This window comes from Saccharothrix xinjiangensis, assembly GCF_039527585.1.
Taxonomy (GTDB): Bacteria; Actinomycetota; Actinomycetes; order Mycobacteriales; family Pseudonocardiaceae; genus Actinosynnema; species Actinosynnema xinjiangensis.
Genome location: NZ_BAAAKE010000032.1, coordinates 85,509 through 102,030, shown reverse-complemented (window position 1 = coordinate 102,030; position 16,522 = coordinate 85,509). Strand labels below are relative to the sequence as shown.

The following is a 16,522-nucleotide window of genomic DNA, read 5'->3' as shown; positions in this document are numbered from 1 at the left end:
CGAGGGTGGGTTCGGCGTGCACCCGCGGGGCGCCACAGACCTGGAACGACTCGACATGAATCTCGCGGATCATGTCGACGAGCCAGGCCTGACGGATCGCCCACTGCGAGGGAGCGCGGCCTCGCCAGTCGTAGAAGCCGGACTCCGACACCCCCGAGCACGCGGCAGGCGAGCTGGATTGACCGGCCCTCGGAGGCGATCACCGTGACCGCCTCGTATCGCCTGTTGGGGTGCTGCCCTCCTTGAGCAGTTCGGCGGCGCGGCGGTGGACGGCGACCTCGGCCTCGAGTTCGGCGATCCGCCGACGCGCGGCCACCAGCTCGGCGTTGTCCGCGCTGGTCGTCCCGGAAATCCGGCCGCTGTCGACGAGCTCCTGGCGACGCCAGGCGCAGATCGCCTGGTCACCGATGTCGAGATCCGCAGCCACCTGGGCGACGCGACGACCGGACGCGACCAGGTCGAGCACCTTGCGCCGGAACCCGGGTGGGTACCGCTGGGGCATCGTGGGCTGTCCTCCGGGCTACTGAGATGAGTGATCATCCAGCAACCCGACTCCGAACAACCGCGGGAGGATCACTTCGTGCACCGGCCGGCCACGGTGTGGTTCGGGCCGCTGGCCGCCCTGTGGCGGGAGCTGGGCGGTGTGGTCGACCAGGGCACCCATCCCCGCCAGACCCGGGACCTGTATCTGCTGGGCGGCATGACCGCCGTGGTGCTGTCGCACGGGTGCCACGTGGTGGGCCGGTCGGATCAGGGCATGGTGCTCGCGCGGACCGCCGAGACGCTCGCGGTGGCGATCGGGCACCCGGAGTTGCAGGCGTGGGCGCTGGGCACGCGGGCGCTGATCACCGAGTCGCTGGAGCGCCGCTCACCGGTCGACGCGGCGCCGTTGGACCTGGTGGAGCAGGCGCCGGCGCTGGTGGGCCGCTCGCGGGGGACCGGCGTGGTGCGGCTGCTGATCTATCGGGCGCGGTTCGCCGCCCGCGCCGGCGCCGTCGGGCCGGCCCGCGAGGCGCAGGCCGAGGCCAGGCGGGCCCGAGACCTCGTCGGAACCGGTCAGGGGGACCTCGACGCGGTCGGCGGCATCCTGGGCTTCGGGCCGGCCAAGCAGCAGGCGTTGGACGCTGACATCTACTACGCCTGCGGCGACCACGCCGCCGCCGAGCGGGCTGCGGCCCGAACCCGCACCGACCACCTGGCTCGACACCGCCACCGAACCCCTGCCCTGGACCAACCAGACCGGTCCCCGGCACTCCTACCGCGACCACCCCTACTTCCCCGGCGGCTGACCCGACCTCATCGAAAACCAGGCCGGCACCCCGTGCCCCTGTCGCTCGTATCCCGGCGGGCCCGGGGTTTGTCCTGTGGGCCGCCGGTCCCGCGGGCACGGTCGGTGCCCGCGGGACCGGCGGTGTGGGGTGGGTTCAGCAGTTCTGCACCGTGCCGCTGTTGAGGCCCCCCAACACGCAGGTGTCGTCGTCCGGGCCGCCGTCGATGAGGCCGGTGAAGCTGTTGGCGGTGACGCCGAGGGCGATGATGTTGTCCTCGTCGTTCTGTCCGAGCAGTTGTCCCGCGTTGCCCCGGTTGACGCCCTCGGCGGTGATGGTGTCGTCGCCGTCACCACCGCGGACCACGGCGAACTGGCCGTTGCCCAGGCCTTGGACGGGGTTGAGGCCGCTGGCAAGGAAGGTGTCGTTGCCGTCGTCGAGTTCGACGGTCTGGCTGTTGCCGATAAGACCGCCCTCGGCGGTCACGAGGTCGTTGCCCGCGCCGGCGTCGATCGTGCTGCCGTTGCCGGCGATTGACGTCGGACTCGTGGCGACTGCGAGGAGGGTGTCGTCGCCCTCGCCACCGAGCATGGGGCCCGCGTTGCCAGCGTTGAGGCCGGTGGCGGAGAGGGCGTTGTTGCCGGCACCGCCGTCCATCGTGCCGGCGTTGCCGTATCCGAAGGGGGCTTCGGCGGTGAGGACGTCGTCGCCCTCGCCACCGAGCATGGTGCCCTCGTTGCCACGGGCGCCGACTGAGGTCCGGGGGTCGGTGGAGGTGATGGCGTCGTTGCCGGGTCCGCCGTCGAGGGTGCCGAGGTTGGGGCTTGTCGCCGAGGCGGGGTCGACGGTGATGGTGAAGACGTCGTCGCCGTCGTGGCCGTTGACGGTGGTGCCCTCGTGCACGCCGAAGGCGCACACGATCAGGTCGGGGCCGGGGGTGCCGTCGATGGTGGTGTCGGTGACGGTGGTGATGTCGGTCGGGTCGGTGACCGGGGCGATGGTGCAGGTGCTGGCCGTGGCCGCCGACGCGGGCGATGCGACGGCCAGGGCCAGCAGGGCCGTGGTGGCCCCGCAGATCGCCAAAGCCGGACGGATTGTCCTCATGACGCGCTCCGATTCCTTCGGTGGCCCGGCACCGGATCGCGGTCCGGCGCCGGGGTGTGGCCGCGGCGGATCGGGATCGGACCCTCGATCGACCCTCGGGATGCGAGGGCCGGACGGAGATGTCCGTGTCCGTGCCGCGGGTGGGGTGGCGGACCGAAGTCCACCGGGGAGTGATGCGCATCACCTGAACGAAGGATGTACCGCTGCGCAGCGCAACATGATGTCGCGTTCGGGTGAACTCAACTACACCCGAAAGATTTACACGAAAGAGCAGAACTTCTAGGCCGAACGGCCTATCAGGAAGGGTGTAAGCCACTGTCGCGACCTAAAGCCGAGACTGGCCGCGCCCCGAAGACCCCACCCTCTTGTGATCACAGTCAACGAGGGGTAGCCCCGGACACCGACCACCCGATCGACGAAGCCTGCCGGTCCCCAGCGCTGAACCGGCCCCGACGACGGCCGGGTGACACTGGGTGGATCACGCAGCGCCCCTCTCCCGTCGGGATCCGCCGCAAGGTGCCCGACGCGGGTCCGCGCACGGACGCGCCGGCCAGGGCGATCCATCCTGCCTGGCAGCACCGGGCACACCGCAGGCGGCTCCCGAACACTGACGACCACCAAATCCGCAAGGTTGCCCCGAACAACACGAGAGTGCACCGTCCGGACATGGTTTTCGTCTCGCAGGCCAGCCGACGGCCCACCCGCAAGGTTCGAGCGGAACGGACAAAGGGCCGTCGAAGAGGTTCGCTGATCAGCGGGTTCAGTGGTGGGACGCGCTACCGATGATCGTTTCCCGCTTGTGGGCGGGCAGCGGCTGCGTTCGGATCGTGATCGGTGCTGTTGTCGAGGTCGTCGAGTTGCCGCTGGACGCGCTCGGCGGCGGCGGTGCGGCCTTGTTCCCGGTACAGCTCCAGCGCCTCCCACCACACCGCGCGGGCCTGGTCGCGGTGCCCGAGCGCGGCGTGGGGGTGGCCGAGGTGATCAAGGGTGTTCACGACGTCGTAGGTGTCGCCGAGGGTGCGGAGCAAGGTGAGGGCCTGCTGGTAGTAATCGAGGGCCTTGTGGTAGTCGCCGGTGCTGTGAGCGATGAAGCCGAGGCTGTCCAAGGCGTCTGCCTCGCCGTCAGGATGGTGGTGGTGTCGATGCAAAGCGAGGGCGGCGTGGCAGTGGTCCCGAGCGGTGTCGTACTCGCCCAGGCGCGCGGCGTACCAGCCCACTTGGTTGAGCGCGATGGCTTCCAATACCGGATCGTCGAGAGCGTGGTGGAGGTCGAGGGCGTGTCGGGCGTGCTCCAGCGCCTGCCGGAAGTCCCCTCGGTGTCCCCAGGCAATCGCGAGTGCCTGGTGGGTGTGTGCCTGCTCGGCGGGGTCGTGGTGGCGCGCGGCCAAATTGAGGGCCCGCTCCAGATGTCCGATGGCCTGCTCGTGCAGGCCCAGCCGGGCGCAGGCGTCGCCAAGGCGCCGGTGGGCGCGGCTGCGGGTGGCGGGGTCGGGCAGGTGGGCGGCAGCCTCCAGGGCCGCTTGCCACGCGGCGAGCGCGCCGTGCAGGTGCCCCCGTCGATGCTGGAAGGTGGTCAGGTTCCAGGCGAGGTGCCATACGACCGGGTGGCGGCCGAGGGTGGCGGCGGTGCGCTGGGTGGCAAGCAGGGTGGCGTGCTCGGCCTCCATCCAGGCGAGCGCGGCCGCGGCGTCGGGCAGTGGGTGCGGGCTGATGCTGGGCGCGAGCGGGTCAAGTAGTGCGAGCGGGCGGTGGGGGTCCAGGAGGCGGTCGGCGGCGCGGGCGGTGTGCAGGTGGAAGTCCACCACCCGCGTCAGGGCAGTCTCCCGCAGGTCGGGCAGGCCGGTGAGGGCAGCGGTGGCGGGCGGGGTGGTATCGGGGCCGGGCGCGATCCCGAGCAGGGCGAACAGGGTGCGTTGCTGTTCGGGGAGTCGGCGGAGGGACCAGGACAGCACGGTGGGTAGGCCGGCGGCGGGATCGCCGTGGTCGAGCGCGTCCAGCCCGAGTGCGCGCAGTTCGGCGGCGATTTCGGTCAGCGGGATGGCGGGGCGGGTGGCGGCGGTGCGGGCGGTGATCGCCAGGGCCAGCGGGTAGGACCCACACAGGTCCACCAGCTCGTCGACGGCCTTGGGTTCGGCGGCGGTGCGGTCGACGGGCAGGCGGGCGGTCAGCAGGGCGCGGGCCTCATCGCGGTCCAGGACATCCAGCTGCAGGTGGCGGGCGCCGTGCCGGTCGATCAGCGAGGCGAGCTTGCGGCGGCTGGTGACCAGCACGGTGCAGGTGGGGGTGCCGGGCAGAAGCGGGATGACCTGGTCGCTGGTAGCTGCGTTGTCCAGCACGATGAGCATCCGCCGTTCGGCGATCAGGCTGCGGTACAGCGCCGCCTGCGCGTCGAGGTCGGTCGGGATGCGGCCGGGGTCGACGCCGAGCGCGTCGAGGAACCCGCGCACCGCGGCGGCCGGGTCGATCGGGTCGCCGGTGGGGCTGAAGCCGTGCAGGTCGACGAACAGTTGCCCGTCGGGGAAGCGGTCGGCGTGGAGGTGTGCTCAGTGCAGGGCCAGGCAGGTCTTGCCGATGCCGCCCGCCCCGCTCAACGCCGAGATCACCACCGCCGCCCCCGCGGAGTCGCCGTCGGCAGGCGTCAGGACGCGATCCAGGTCGACCAGGTACTCCTCGCGGCCGACGAACAGCGCCGGTGCCCCGGGCAGCTGCCGGGGCACCGCTGCACCGCCGCCGGGTGCAGCCGGGGCAGAGGGCCGGTCGAGCACGGCGGGCTCGGCGGGGTAGGGGCGGTCGGGCAAGGCGATCCAGGCGGTGTCGCGGACCTCCTTCACCGCCACCGGCACCGGCCGGAACGTGGCCGGGTCCAGCACCGCGGAGTGGCGGACCACCTCGTCGAACACCCAGCGCGACACCACCAACACGACCAGGCCCGGCGAGTCCGCGAGCGCCTTCTTCACCGGCGGCGCGTCCAGCAGCCGGAAGGCCGTGGTCACCGCGGTCGAGGTCACGCCGTGCCGGTCGAAGACGACCTCACCGGCGTGCACCGCCATCCGCACCCGAAGCCGCTGCGCCGCCGGGCCGGTGTCGTTGTGCTCCCGCAACGCCCGCGCCAACGCCCCCGGCAGCACCTCCGCCAACGGCGCCTTGGCGTACTCGGGCGGGACCAGCACGAACATCCCGTCCCCGCGGTCCTCACGGTGGCAGTCCTCCCACCGCACCCCGGCCGCGCCCAACGCTTCAACGACCACCCGGTACAGCACGGCCCGAACCGCCATCTGGTGGGGCAGCGTCCGGCGCGGATCACCGAAACCCTCGACGTCCACCACCACGATCGTGCGGTGCACGGCCCGATCCGGACCCGCCATCCCAGCCTCTCCGGAGCAGCCTGTCAGGTCACTTGACCGACCCGGTCTACCGCATGACCGATCGCCGTCTCTCTCCTCGACACTCGCATCGCCCGGACAGACGCGCGAAAACATCCGCCTGGCAGAGCACGCTCTACCCGCACGGGGTTCACGGCTGGCTGCCGAGGAGCACGGGACCTTCCACGCCGACCTCGGCGACACCACCGGGCAACGTCGGCAGCGTTCGACGGTGTTGCGCTGCCGGTAGCGCGTGGGGTCGAAGGACGGCGGGCGGCCTCCGGCGGAGCCTTTGTTCCTGCGGTTGGCCTGTTGGTCGGTCTTCTCCGGGATCACGGCGGTGATCCGGCGGCGGCGCAGGTAGGCCCGGTTGGCCTGGGAGGAGCAGGCCTTGTCCGCTGCCACCGCGTCCGGACGGGTGCGGGGTCGGCCGGTCGGGCCGGGAACCCGCACCCGGTCCAGCACGACCTGGAATTGCGGGCTGTCCGCGGCCTGGCCGGGGGTGGGCACGAACGCCAGCGGCAGTCCGGCGGCGTCGACCGCGGCGTGGATCTTGCTGCTCAGCCCGCCCCGGGACCGGCCGAGCCCGGCCGCCGCAGCCCGCGCCCTGCGACGGCGCCGGAGGGCGGCACGGTCCCGACCGGCAGACGTGCCCGCGCCGGACGCGTCAGGCGCGGACGGCGGGGCATCACCCGCAGCACGCTCTGCTGTGTGGGCAACGGAGCCCCTTTTTCCTCGATCAGCGCCTGTTCCAGCGCGTCGAGGGTCTCCCCGGCGATCGCCAGTCCGGCGGATTCGTGGTGCGCCCGCACGATGGTGGAGTCCACGCTGACCAGTTCCAGGTCGACCTGTCCGCGGGAGGCGGCCTCGGCGATCAGCGCCTCCATCAACCTCTGGAACGCGCCGGCCTTGGCCCAGGCGTTGAACCGGGAGTAGACGGTCGACCAGGGCCCGTACCGTTCCGGGACGTCACGCCAACCCGACCCGGTGCGAAACCGCCACAGGATCCCGTTGAACTGCTCCCGCACCCGCCGCGGCAACGGCCCCGTGGCCGCCACCGGCACATGCGGCTCGATCAACGACCACTCGGCATCGGTCAGGTCGAAACGCGCCACCCCCGTGTTCTACCAGCCCCACCAGCACACCACAGGGCCCGTAGATCCGAACCCCAAACAGCTCCTAGGACCCGGTTCGGCAGGCGCCGGCGCGCCGGCGGCGGAAGAGGAGGAAGGCGCCGCCCGCGAGGACGAGGGCCGTGCCCGAACCGCCGACCAGCAGGGGTGTCGAGGAGGTCGTGTCCTCGGCCCTCCCCGCGGTGCCGTACCCGCTGGACATGCCCCGCGCGTCGTAGTCCGACCCGGGCAGCTTGTCGGCGTAGCGGGCCTTGACCAGCTTCTGGTACTCGCTCAGCGACACCGACGACCGGCCGCCCAGGGCTTCGCGCGCCTGGTCGTTGAGCGGCTTGACCGTGATGAGCCTCAGCTCGTACCAGCCGCGGACCTGGGGCTCGGTGAACACCAGGGTCCCCACGCCGGCCTTGGCGGCGTGCACGACGTCGCCGTCACCCTCGCGCACCGCCGCCAGGTGCCAGCCACCGCCCTGGGTGGGTGCGAGGACGACGGTGGCCTGGCGGTCGTTGACGGTGGTGCTCAGCGAGGAGACCAGGTAGGTCAGCCTGATCGCCTCGACGGCGACCGGCTGGGCCGTGCCCGCGACGAAGCCCGGCGTGATCTCGTTGAACGCCAGGGGGTCCTTGATCGTGAAGGTCGGCATGCCCTCGCACGGCTCGGCCTTGTCGGGGATCGTCTGCGGCGTCTCCGACCCGCCCTGGGGCAGCGGGGCGCCGAGGAAGCGGCAGACGGCGTTGAGCGTGGCGGCCGACTTCACCGCGTCGAGGGCGGCCTGGTAGTCGGGGATGTCCGGGAGCGGGTCCTGCGCCGGGACGGCGTGGCCGGCGCCGGCGCCGGGCAGCAGGGCGGATGCGGTCAGTGCCAGGACGGTGGCCAGGCGGGAGAGGCGTGAGGCCGTCCGCGCGCCGGGCGTTCGTGTTTCGCGCATGTCGCCTACCTCAACGGGAGATGCCGATCCGGGAGTGGGTCCACTTGAACGAGCTGTTGCTGACGTAGTCGTTGTAGTTCCACCACGTGTAGGTGGCGGTGTCCGGCCACGGGTCGGCCACCGCGATGGTGTTGTTCGCGGTGTCGAAGCCGTAGACGACGTTCATGTGGCCCCCGCCCGAGGTCCACCCGATGCGCGCGCCGACGGGGCGTGCGGCCTTGACGTCGGTGTGGACCTGGTTGAACGAGGCCGCGCTGCTCAGGCCGGTGCCGGTGTGGGCCAGGCCGAGGCTGCCCCAGCCCTTGGCCATGTCGTCGAGGGTGGCGGGCTGGTTGTTGCAGCCGTAGTAGGGCTGGGCCCGGGTGCAGAAGTCCGCCTGCGTGCTGCCGAGGCCGTGGTACTTGGCGATCGTCAGTCCCGAGGCGACCCAGCACCACTGGGTCTTCTCCTGCTTGTGCATCGCGATGTTGTCGTACCCGGCTTCCGCCTGGGCCGTGCCCGCGCCGAGCAACCCCGAAGCCGCCAGCGCGATGGCCGACGCCGTGGCCGCGAAACTGGATCTGCCCATCTTCCCGCCTTCCCGTGAGCGCCGTGATTGCCGTGCGACCTGACAGGAACATGACAGCGCGAAATGACGTCGCCACACAGGGGTAACGCAGGAATACCCTCACAAGAGTGAGAGGTGCACGTGGTGAACGCGGAACCGAACCCGCTGCCCGTTGTGCGTTCCGATCCACGGATGCCGTAGCTCGGCACCCTTCACGGTGACGGTAGCGGTCTTGGTGGTGACCGCAGGTTTTCGCCGACGATATCGTCAGGGTGGTGTGAACACCACGAGGTGAGATTCCACGCCCCTCAGCCGTTCTTCCACGATGTTCGGCGGAATCGGCGCCACAGGGCGAGCCGGGCCGGCGCGCCCGAGCGCGCCGACCCCGCCGTCACACCGCGATCGGGCTGCCGCAGTCGCCGCAGAACGCGGAGCCCGCGGGCCACCGCAGCGAGCACTCCGGGCAGACCACGTCGGGCCCGGTCGGGGCGACAGGTCGCGCGCCCGGCTCCACGACCGACTCCGAGCGGGTGCCGGACAGCGTCGAGCCCACCGCCACGGACAGCAGGTCCTCGGCGGCGAGGTGGTCCTTGAGCCTCACCACGCCGTCCTCCGGCGCGCCGACCACGTCGACCAGGCGCAGCAACCGGTCCAGCACCTTCCGGTTGCCCAGCCCGGTCGCCAGCGCGACCGCCCGGCCCCAGGCCGCCTCGGTGGCGCCCCGGTCGTCGCGGTCGTGCGCCGCGCCGCCCTCCAGCACCGCCTGGCGCAGCTCGGTCTGCCCCGTGTAGTGGGCGATCCGCGCGTCGATCCGGCTGGACAGCTCCAGGTCGTCGGTGCGGTGCGCGACCACCGACCGCGCGCCGCCCGCCTTGGCGAACCCGGTGGCGCCCGGCGCGCGCACCTCCAGGTCCACGCGGGCGACGCGGACGTCGCTGTTCGTCGGCAGGCCGGTGGGGTCGACGGCGAGCCTCAGGTGGTACTCGCGGCTCTCCGCGCCCCAGGAGCCGGTCGTGAACGCGGTGGTCCGCTCGTCGACGACCTCGCCGCGCAGGTCCGCCTCGGAGGGGTGGGTCTGGCGCAGGAAGTCCAGGCGGCTCGCCGCCGTCGTCCGGACCAGGACCCGCACCTCCGGCACGAGCTTGCCCATGGCGGCGCGGGTCATGGCCAGGAAGTCGGCGGCCAGGTCGGCGGGCGCGCGGACGGCGTCGGCCGTGCCGTGCAGCGCCTCGGCGACGCGCAGCAGCTCGGTGGGCAGCCAGTCGGCGCCGATGCCCCGGGCGTCGCAGGTGAAGACCGGGCCGAACTCCGCCAGCACCCGGTCCAGTTGGGCGGCGGACTCGCCGTTGCGCCCGTCGGTGAGCAGGATGACGTGCCGCACCGCGGTCGGGTGGTCGTTCAGCAGCCGCCCGGCCAGGGTCAGCCAGGACCCGATGGCCGTGCCGCCCGCGGCGGACAGGCGGTTCACCGCGTCCTTGGCGGCCCGCCGGGTCTCCGGGCCGGCGACGGCCAGGCCCCGGCCCGGGAACACCTGCCTGGCCCGCTCGGTCCCCTCGACCACGGCGAACAGCGCGCCGTCGCGCAGCGCGTCGACGGCGGCCTTGGTGGCCTGCCGCGCCGCGCCGATCTTGGTGATCGGGTACGACATCGAGCCCGAGCAGTCGATCAGGATCACCTGCGCCACCTCGGGCTCCGCGCCGGGGGACGCCTCGCCGCGCGCGGTCACCACCAGCGCGGCGTGCACCTCCCGGTCCGCCGGGGACAGGTACTGGTTCTGGCTGACTTCCAGGTCGAACTCTGTTCGGTGCTCCACGGTCTCCCCCGTGCGGTCAGCGGAAGGTGAACGGGCGGTGCTCGTTCGCCAGGTCGACGAGGTCGGAGCGGTGGCCCCGGTCCGAGGTCTGCCGCGCGAGCGCGCGGTAGCGGGCCTCCAGCAGCTCCCGCAGGCCGTTCCCCGCCGGGCGCGCCGCCTCGGCGTTCGGCAGCAGGGCGAACCGGGCCTCGTGCACGACGGTCTCCAGGCGCGTGCGCGAGTCGCCGGTCGGTTCGCCGCCGTCGAGGTAGAGCGAGGCCAGCCGGGTGGCGGCGGCGTCCAGGTCCGGCCCGGTGGGGCGGGCGCCGTTCGGCAGCGTCCCGCTGAGCACCCGCACCGCGGCGATCCGGGCCGCGTCGTGGTGCCGCGAGACGTCGGGCGTCTCGTCCAGCAGCTCGACCGCGCCCGCCCGGTCGCCCCGCGCCAGGTGCACCCGCGCCAGCCCGAACACGGCGCTGACCACCGAGTGGTCCCGCCGCCACACCGCCAGGTAGTACGGCTCCGCCGCGGCGTGGTCACCCAGCAGCTCGGCGCAGCAGGCCACCGCCAGCTCCGGCGCGACCTCACCGGGCAGCGCGCGGCGCACCTCCTCGAAGCGCGAGCGCGCGGCCCCGGTGTCCGCCTCGGCCAGCTCCAGCAGGCCCTCGTGCCACCACAGCCGCCAGTCCGCCTCGCCCACCTGCTCCCGGGCCTCGTCCAAGCCCTCCGCCGCGGCGGCGAGGTCGCCCGCCGACAGACCGGCGCGGACGACGGCGAACGCCACCTCCGGGGTGTCCAGGTCGAGCGCGTCGAGCTGGGCGAGCAGCCGGGGCGCGTTCTCGGTGGCCGCGGCGGCGAGCACGTCGGCGGCCGGGTCGTCGGGGAACACCACGGGCGTCGGCAGGCCGGTGGCCACCGCGAGGGTGGCCGGCGTCCCGATGTCGAGCGGCAGCTCACCCAGCAGGGCGCCGGCCGGCCTGCGGGTCCACCGGGTCAGCGGCGGCACCGCGCCCAGCCCGGCGTCCAGCAGCACGGCGTTGTCCGCGAACACCGCCGACGGCTCGGGTCGCGGCCTGCCGTCGCGCAGGGACGCGATCTCCCGCCGCACCCCGCGCAGCTGCCGCGCCATCTCCGCGGCGTCGGCGAACCGGCGCTCGGGCTCCGGGTGCCTGGCCCGCGCGCAGACCAGCTTGAACGACTCGACGCCCACCGCGATCCGCTGCTGCTCGCGCACGTGCCGCTCGGCGGGCACCTCCTGACCGGTGTGGTCGGACGTCGCCCGGTAGAGCTGGTTCAGGGTCTCGCCCACGGTGTGGATCTCCGAGGCGACGGTCATGCCGCGCGCCGAGATCTCCTCCGCGGACACCTGGTAGCGCCGGGTGATGACGATCGGCCTGCTGGTGTCGCCCGCGCGCCGCGCGCCGCCGAGGTCGATCAGCTTGATCCGGGTGTCCGGGTCGCTGCGGTCGGCCGGCCGGATCATCACGTTGTCCGGCTTGAGGTCGCAGTACAGCATGTCCCGCTCGTGCAGGTGGCCCAGCGCGGCGAGGACCTGGAGCCCGCAGGTGACCACGTGCTCGGTCAGCAGCGGTTCGTCGAGCCGGCTGCCGCCCTGCTGGGCCGCGGTGGCCACCACGCTGAGCGGCAGGCCGGGCACGTACTCCATCACGATGTACTCGCGCGCCTTGCCGGTGCGCTCGTCCGGGTGCCGGACGAAGTTGTAGATCCCGACGATGTTCGGGTGGTCCATCTGGGTGAGCGCCCACACCTCGAACGCGGTCAGCGCCTCGTCGGACGCGTCGATGAGTCCTTTGAGGACGCAGTAGCGGTCGTTGAGCCTGCCGTCGCGGGCCAGGTAGACCCAGCCCAGGCCGCCGTGCGCGATGGGACCGCACACCTCGTAGCGCTGCTCGACCACGTCACCGGGCGCCAGGCTCGGCCGGAACGAGAACGGCGTGCCGCAGGACAGGCAGTGGCCGGAGTCCTTCGCGGGCAACCTCGTGCGGTCGGCGCACCCCTCGTTGGCGCACCGCCGCACGCGGTCCGGCACGCGGAGGTCGGTGAGCACGAGGCTCTCCGGGTCCGGGAACTCGAAGTCGGGCAACGGGAACGGGTCCTCGCCCACCCCCGGCCGCCGCGCGGCGACCCCGCCGGGCGCCGGCCCGGACCCGGAGCGCGCCGACGTGGGCCGCCCCGAAGCCGACCGCGCGGCGGACGGCGGCGGCACGAGCGCCGGGAGGTCGCAGGTGTCGCAGAAGCCGGTCTCGTCGATCGAGCCGGCGCACCCGGACCTGGCACAAGCGGTCATCGGTCCTCCCCTGCCTCGCGGGCCCAGCGGACCGCGTCCTGGAAGGCGCACACCGCCGCGTGGGCCGCCTCCCGGTCCACCGGATCAGCCCGCAACGCCTCGTCGGCCCGCCGGTACAGCGCGGCCAGCTCCACGTCCTCACCCAACCCCGCCCGGTTGGCGCCCGCCCGCGTGGCCTCCAGCAGCCCGCGGTCGTCGTCCACCGACCGGTCCCTGCGCGCCCGCCGCTCGGCCCGCTCCACCGCGCTCTCGAACTCGTCCAACCGCCGCGCGGCCAGCACCGGCGACCGCTTGGCCGCCTGGCGCAGCACGATCAGCCGCAGCGGCAGGTCCGTGTCGTCGGGCAGCACGTCGATGCGCCGCCCCAGCTCCTCCAGCCGCTTCGCGACGGACCCGGCGACCAGCGCACCGGCCGCCGAGAACCCGGCCGAGCCCTCGCCCCGGAACCCGAGCACGATCCGACCGCCGCCGGCCAGCACCGGCCTGATCACCTCGTCCACCAGCGCCACGGGCTCCTCGGCCTCGTCGACGCCGTCCAGCACGATCGTCACCGGCGGCGCGTCGGCCCGCAGCCGGTCGCTCGCGCTCTCCACCGCCGACGTCAGCAGGCCCGCGCGGTCCACGATGCGCCGCGACACCTCGTCCACCGTGCGGCCGCTCACGTCGAGCGCCAGGTCCACGCCGCCGGGGTCACCGCGGTCGGACCGCACCCCGGACGCCGCGACCGCCTGCCGCACCGCCACCAGCTCCGGCCCCGACACCACCAGCACCGCCGCGCCGCGCGCACGGTGGCCCAACCAGTCCAGCACCCAGTCGGCGTTGCCCGCCGGCGTCGCGGCCACCCGGGTGAACAGCGGGTCGATCCCGGTGTCGCCGACGACCCACCCAGCCACCATCGGCAGGTGCGCGGCCACCGCCTCCACCGGGATCATCCAGGACAGGCCCGCCGCGCTGTCGCGGTACTTGGCGACCACGAGCCCCAGCACGTGACCGGTCGCGTCGTCGGTCACCCCCGCCCCGCTGTACCCCACCCGCACCTGCTGCTCGGTCTCGGAGCGGAGGTTCATCTGCAACCACTCGGCCCCGGAGTGCCCGAACAGCGTCAACCTGGTCCACACGCCGTTGTCCAGGCCGCGGGGGAAGCCCTGGGCGTGCACCGGCCGGTCGCGCGTGAACGCCATGCGCCGCAACGTGGCCACGTGGTCCTCGCGCTGCGGCGTCGCCAGCCGGAGCAGCGCGACGTCACCGCGCGGCCCCTCCGACTCGGGCACGCACGCCCCGTCGACGAGGCGCGCGCGGGAACTCGGCGTGCCCGGGACCTCCACCAGGTCGACGACCAGGTCGTCCTCGTCCGCCACGACGTGCGCGCAGGTGAGCACGTTCACCGGGCTCACCAGCACACCCGCGCCCAGCATGCGGCCGTCCGCACCGCGCCGGATGCGGACCCGCCACGCCTCCCGCGGACCCGATCCGCCCGTCACCCCGACCCCCTGCCCGTCTCGGCGCACACCTGACGATCGTGGCGCAGGGGGAGAACGTTGCACCACGCGGTGGCGGCTGGGAAGTGCGGACCTCCGGATGCCCCCTCAATTCCGCACGGGGTGGAAAGTGAAGATGTGCGATGGAACTACCCGGGTTCGTCGGGCGATCCTGCCCGTGGACTCGTCACGCGCGGTCGGGTCATGTCCGCGCACGGCGTTCGAGCATGACGGTGTCGCGCCAGGTCCCGTGGTGTTGGGCGATGCGCTCGCGGACGCCGACGGTGCGGAAGCCGGCGGAGTGGTGCAGGGCGATGCTGGCCCGGTTCTCCGGGAAGATCCCCGTCTGGAGCGTCCAGAGCCCGGCCGCGTCGGCGGCGGTGACCTGCTTGTGCAGCAACGACTTGCCCACGCCCCGACCGCGGAAGCCCTCCCCGACGTAGACCGAGGTCTCGGCGACGCCCGCGTAGCACTCGCGCGTCGAGACCGGCGTCGCGGCGGCCCAGCCGGCGACCCGGCCGTCGACCTCGGCGACCCAGCGGTGCTCCGGCAGCCACTTGGCCTCCAGGGTGCGGCGGCCGGGGGTCTCGGTCTCGAAGGTGGCGTTGCCGGTGGCGATGCCCTCGCCGTGGATCCGCCGCACGTCGGCCCAGTCGTCGTCGGTCATGGCGCGGACGGTGACGTCGTCGGGCAGGTCGGTGGGGCAGCACGGGCGGGTGACGACGGTGCCCATGACGGCGTCGGCGGCGTGGGGCAGGCCGGTGCAGCAGGCCGGGTTGACCGAGACCAGGGTGGTGGTGCCCTGCTTGCGCAGCCGGACGAAGCCGACGTCGGCGAGCTTGCGCAGGTGGTGGGAGCAGGTGGACTGGCTGGTGCCGAGGGCTTCGGTCAAGGCGCCCACGGTGATCTCGCCGGGGTGCGTGGCCACGGCGTGCAGCAGGCGGACCCTGGTCGGGTCGGCGAGGCAGGCGAACCACTCGGCGTAGGTGGTGGCGTCCTCCGTCGCGAGGCCGACCTGCGGCGGGGTCGTCGTCATGAACTCAGTCTATCGATGAAAGCCGATGGTTGCATCCATCGGCTTCGTTCGATAGATTTCCGCTCATTCAATCGACGTTTACCGATGAAAGGGGCGGCTCGTGAGCGAGCTCCCGGTGGTTGTGGTGGGTGCCGGCCCGGCCGGGTTGGCAGCGGCGGCGCACCTGGTGGAGCGCGGTCTCCGACCGGTGGTGCTGGAGGCCGGGGCGCAAGCCGGTGCGGCCGTGGCGCAGTGGCGCCACGTGCGGCTGTTCTCGCCGTGGTCGGAGCTGGTCGACCCGGCCGCGCGGCGGCTGCTGGAGCCTCGGGGGTGGGCCGCGCCCGAGGCGGGGCACTACCCCACCGGGGCGGAGTGGGCGTCGGAGTACCTGGTGCCGCTGGCCGGGGCGTTGGGCGGGCACGTGCGGTTCGGCGCGCGGGTGGTGGGTGTGGCCCGGCGGGGTCGGGACCGGGTGGTGGACGCCGGTCGGGACCGCGAGCCGCTGACCGTGCACGTCGTGACCGCCGACGGCGAGGAGCGCATCACCGCCCGCGCGGTGGTCGACGCCTCCGGCACGTGGACCGCGCCCAACCCCCTGGGCGGTGACGGGCTGCCCGCCGTCGGCGAGCGCGCGGCGGCCGACCGGATCGCCTACCTGGTGCCCGACCTGGCCGCGGAGGCCGAGCGGTACGCGGGCAGGCGGGTCGCGGTGGCGGGCAGCGGGCACTCGGCGTTGACCGCGCTGGTGGCGTTGGCGGAGCTGGCCGAGCGGCATCCCGGCACGCACGTCACCTGGCTGCTGCGCCGCGGGCAGGTGGGCAACGCGTTCGGCGGCGGGGAGGCCGACGAGCTCCCGGCACGCGGGGCGCTCGGGCTCAAGGCCGAGGCGGCGGCACGGGCCGGGCACGTCGAGGTGGTCACCGGTTTCCGCACCGCGGCCGTGGAACGCGACGGCGAGCAGGTGGTGCTGGTGTCGCAGGACGGCCACCGCCTGGCCCCGGTGGACGAGGTCGTGGCGCTGACCGGGTTCCGCCCCGACCACTCGTGGCTGTCGGAGGTCCGCCTGGAGCTGGACCCGGTGCTCCAGGCCCCGGTCCGGCTGGCGCCGCTGATCGACCCGAACGCGCACTCCTGCGGCAGCGTCCACCCGCACGGCGCGAACGAACTGCGCCACCCCGAGCCCGGGGTCTACCTGGTCGGGATGAAGAGCTACGGCCGCGCGCCCACGTTCCTGGCGTTGACCGGGTACGAGCAGGTGCGCAGCGTCGTGGCCGAGATCGCCGGGGACCACGAGAGCGCGGCGAAGGTGGAGCTGGTGCTGCCGGAGACCGGGGTGTGCGGCGGTTCGGGGGTGTTCGACGCGCCCGCCGAGGGCCAAGGCGGTGGCTGCTGCGCCCCGGCCGCGGTCGAGGTGCTGACGCTGTCCACGCCGCCGGCCCGCTGAGCCGCGGCGACCCCGGGGGCGCTGCGCGAGTCCGCCCCACCGGCTTTCGCAGTCATGGCGACCACGCCGAGGGGTCGCCCCCGCGTCGGCGTCAACCGCCGGCGGCACGACCCTCCGCACAAGACGGGCCCGACCGGTCACCCCGG

Annotated in this window: 13 protein-coding genes and 1 pseudogene; 2 read left to right on the top strand and 12 right to left on the bottom strand. The window is 73.5% G+C overall.

The window, feature by feature from the left end:
- Nucleotides 1-199: 199 nt before the first annotated feature.
- On the bottom strand, nucleotides 200-502 hold the full coding sequence (locus ABD223_RS38145; protein ID WP_344042192.1) for a transposase: 303 nt from the start codon (nucleotides 500-502) through the stop codon (nucleotides 200-202).
- 78 nt (nucleotides 503-580) lie between these two features.
- Here ABD223_RS38145 and ABD223_RS38140 point away from each other — a divergent pair, with 78 nt between their 5' ends.
- Nucleotides 581-1,453: a hypothetical protein gene (locus ABD223_RS38140; protein ID WP_344042190.1), complete on the top strand. Its 873-nt coding sequence runs from the start codon at nucleotides 581-583 to the stop codon at nucleotides 1,451-1,453.
- Here ABD223_RS38140 and ABD223_RS38135 read toward each other — a convergent pair.
- The 11 genes and pseudogenes from ABD223_RS38135 to ABD223_RS38085 form a co-directional block, all read right to left on the bottom strand.
- Nucleotides 1,425-2,372 (bottom strand): calcium-binding protein, encoded by a 948-nt coding sequence (locus ABD223_RS38135; protein WP_344042188.1) that lies wholly within the window; start codon nucleotides 2,370-2,372, stop codon nucleotides 1,425-1,427. The two genes, ABD223_RS38140 and ABD223_RS38135, sit on opposite strands and share 29 nt — an antisense overlap.
- Nucleotides 2,373-3,148: 776 nt before the next feature.
- Complete coding sequence (locus ABD223_RS38130) at nucleotides 3,149-4,819, bottom strand: tetratricopeptide repeat protein (protein WP_344042186.1); 1,671 nt, start codon at nucleotides 4,817-4,819, stop codon at nucleotides 3,149-3,151.
- 96 nt (nucleotides 4,820-4,915) lie between these two features.
- Nucleotides 4,916-5,737 carry a nucleotidyl cyclase domain-containing protein gene (locus ABD223_RS38125; RefSeq protein ID WP_344042184.1) on the bottom strand — a complete coding sequence of 274 codons (822 nt, stop codon included), beginning with the start codon at nucleotides 5,735-5,737 and terminating at the stop codon, nucleotides 4,916-4,918.
- 282 nt (nucleotides 5,738-6,019) lie between these two features.
- Nucleotides 6,020-6,259: pseudogene (locus ABD223_RS43770) on the bottom strand (transposase); the annotation flags it as partial.
- 35 nt (nucleotides 6,260-6,294) lie between these two features.
- On the bottom strand, nucleotides 6,295-6,849 hold the full coding sequence (locus ABD223_RS38115) for an IS5 family transposase (RefSeq protein WP_344042182.1): 555 nt from the start codon (nucleotides 6,847-6,849) through the stop codon (nucleotides 6,295-6,297).
- Nucleotides 6,850-6,913: 64 nt separating this feature from the next.
- Nucleotides 6,914-7,792, bottom strand: coding sequence for a hypothetical protein (locus ABD223_RS38110; RefSeq protein WP_344042180.1), 879 nt, complete (start codon nucleotides 7,790-7,792; stop codon nucleotides 6,914-6,916).
- A 10-nt stretch (nucleotides 7,793-7,802) separates the two neighbouring features.
- A complete protein-coding gene (locus ABD223_RS38105) occupies nucleotides 7,803-8,360 on the bottom strand; it encodes a papain-like cysteine protease family protein (protein ID WP_344042178.1) in 558 nt (185 codons plus the stop codon).
- 370 nt (nucleotides 8,361-8,730) lie between these two features.
- Nucleotides 8,731-10,152: a VWA domain-containing protein gene (locus tag ABD223_RS38100; RefSeq protein ID WP_344042176.1), complete on the bottom strand. Its 1,422-nt coding sequence runs from the start codon at nucleotides 10,150-10,152 to the stop codon at nucleotides 8,731-8,733.
- A 16-nt stretch (nucleotides 10,153-10,168) separates the two neighbouring features.
- Entirely contained in the window at nucleotides 10,169-12,439 is a 2,271-nt protein-coding gene (locus tag ABD223_RS38095; RefSeq protein WP_344042174.1) for a serine/threonine-protein kinase, read from the bottom strand.
- Nucleotides 12,436-13,920 carry a S1 family peptidase gene (locus ABD223_RS38090; RefSeq protein WP_344042172.1) on the bottom strand — a complete coding sequence of 495 codons (1,485 nt, stop codon included), beginning with the start codon at nucleotides 13,918-13,920 and terminating at the stop codon, nucleotides 12,436-12,438. The genes ABD223_RS38095 and ABD223_RS38090 overlap by 4 nt, the downstream gene beginning before the upstream one ends.
- 199 nt (nucleotides 13,921-14,119) lie before the next feature.
- Nucleotides 14,120-14,953, bottom strand: coding sequence for a helix-turn-helix domain-containing GNAT family N-acetyltransferase (locus ABD223_RS38085; protein WP_344042170.1), 834 nt, complete (start codon nucleotides 14,951-14,953; stop codon nucleotides 14,120-14,122).
- A 100-nt stretch (nucleotides 14,954-15,053) separates the two neighbouring features.
- Here ABD223_RS38085 and ABD223_RS38080 point away from each other — a divergent pair, with 100 nt between their 5' ends.
- Entirely contained in the window at nucleotides 15,054-16,376 is a 1,323-nt protein-coding gene (locus ABD223_RS38080) for an FAD-dependent oxidoreductase (protein WP_344042168.1), read from the top strand.
- The last annotated feature ends 146 nt before the right edge of the window (nucleotides 16,377-16,522 follow it).

What these genes read in the sequence shown, in the direction of transcription:
- ABD223_RS38110 (WP_344042180.1), bottom strand. Translation starts at nt 7,792, where the DNA reads ATGCGCGAAACACGAACGCCCGGCGCGCGGACGGCCTCACGCCTCTCC.
- ABD223_RS38095 (WP_344042174.1), bottom strand. Translation starts at nt 12,439, where the DNA reads ATGACCGCTTGTGCCAGGTCCGGGTGCGCCGGCTCGATCGACGAGACC.
- ABD223_RS38145 (WP_344042192.1), bottom strand. Translation starts at nt 502, where the DNA reads ATGCCCCAGCGGTACCCACCCGGGTTCCGGCGCAAGGTGCTCGACCTG.
- ABD223_RS38085 (WP_344042170.1), bottom strand. Translation starts at nt 14,953, where the DNA reads ATGACGACGACCCCGCCGCAGGTCGGCCTCGCGACGGAGGACGCCACC.
- ABD223_RS38125 (WP_344042184.1), bottom strand. Translation starts at nt 5,737, where the DNA reads ATGGCGGGTCCGGATCGGGCCGTGCACCGCACGATCGTGGTGGTGGAC.
- ABD223_RS38135 (WP_344042188.1), bottom strand. Translation starts at nt 2,372, where the DNA reads ATGAGGACAATCCGTCCGGCTTTGGCGATCTGCGGGGCCACCACGGCC.
- ABD223_RS38105 (WP_344042178.1), bottom strand. Translation starts at nt 8,360, where the DNA reads ATGGGCAGATCCAGTTTCGCGGCCACGGCGTCGGCCATCGCGCTGGCG.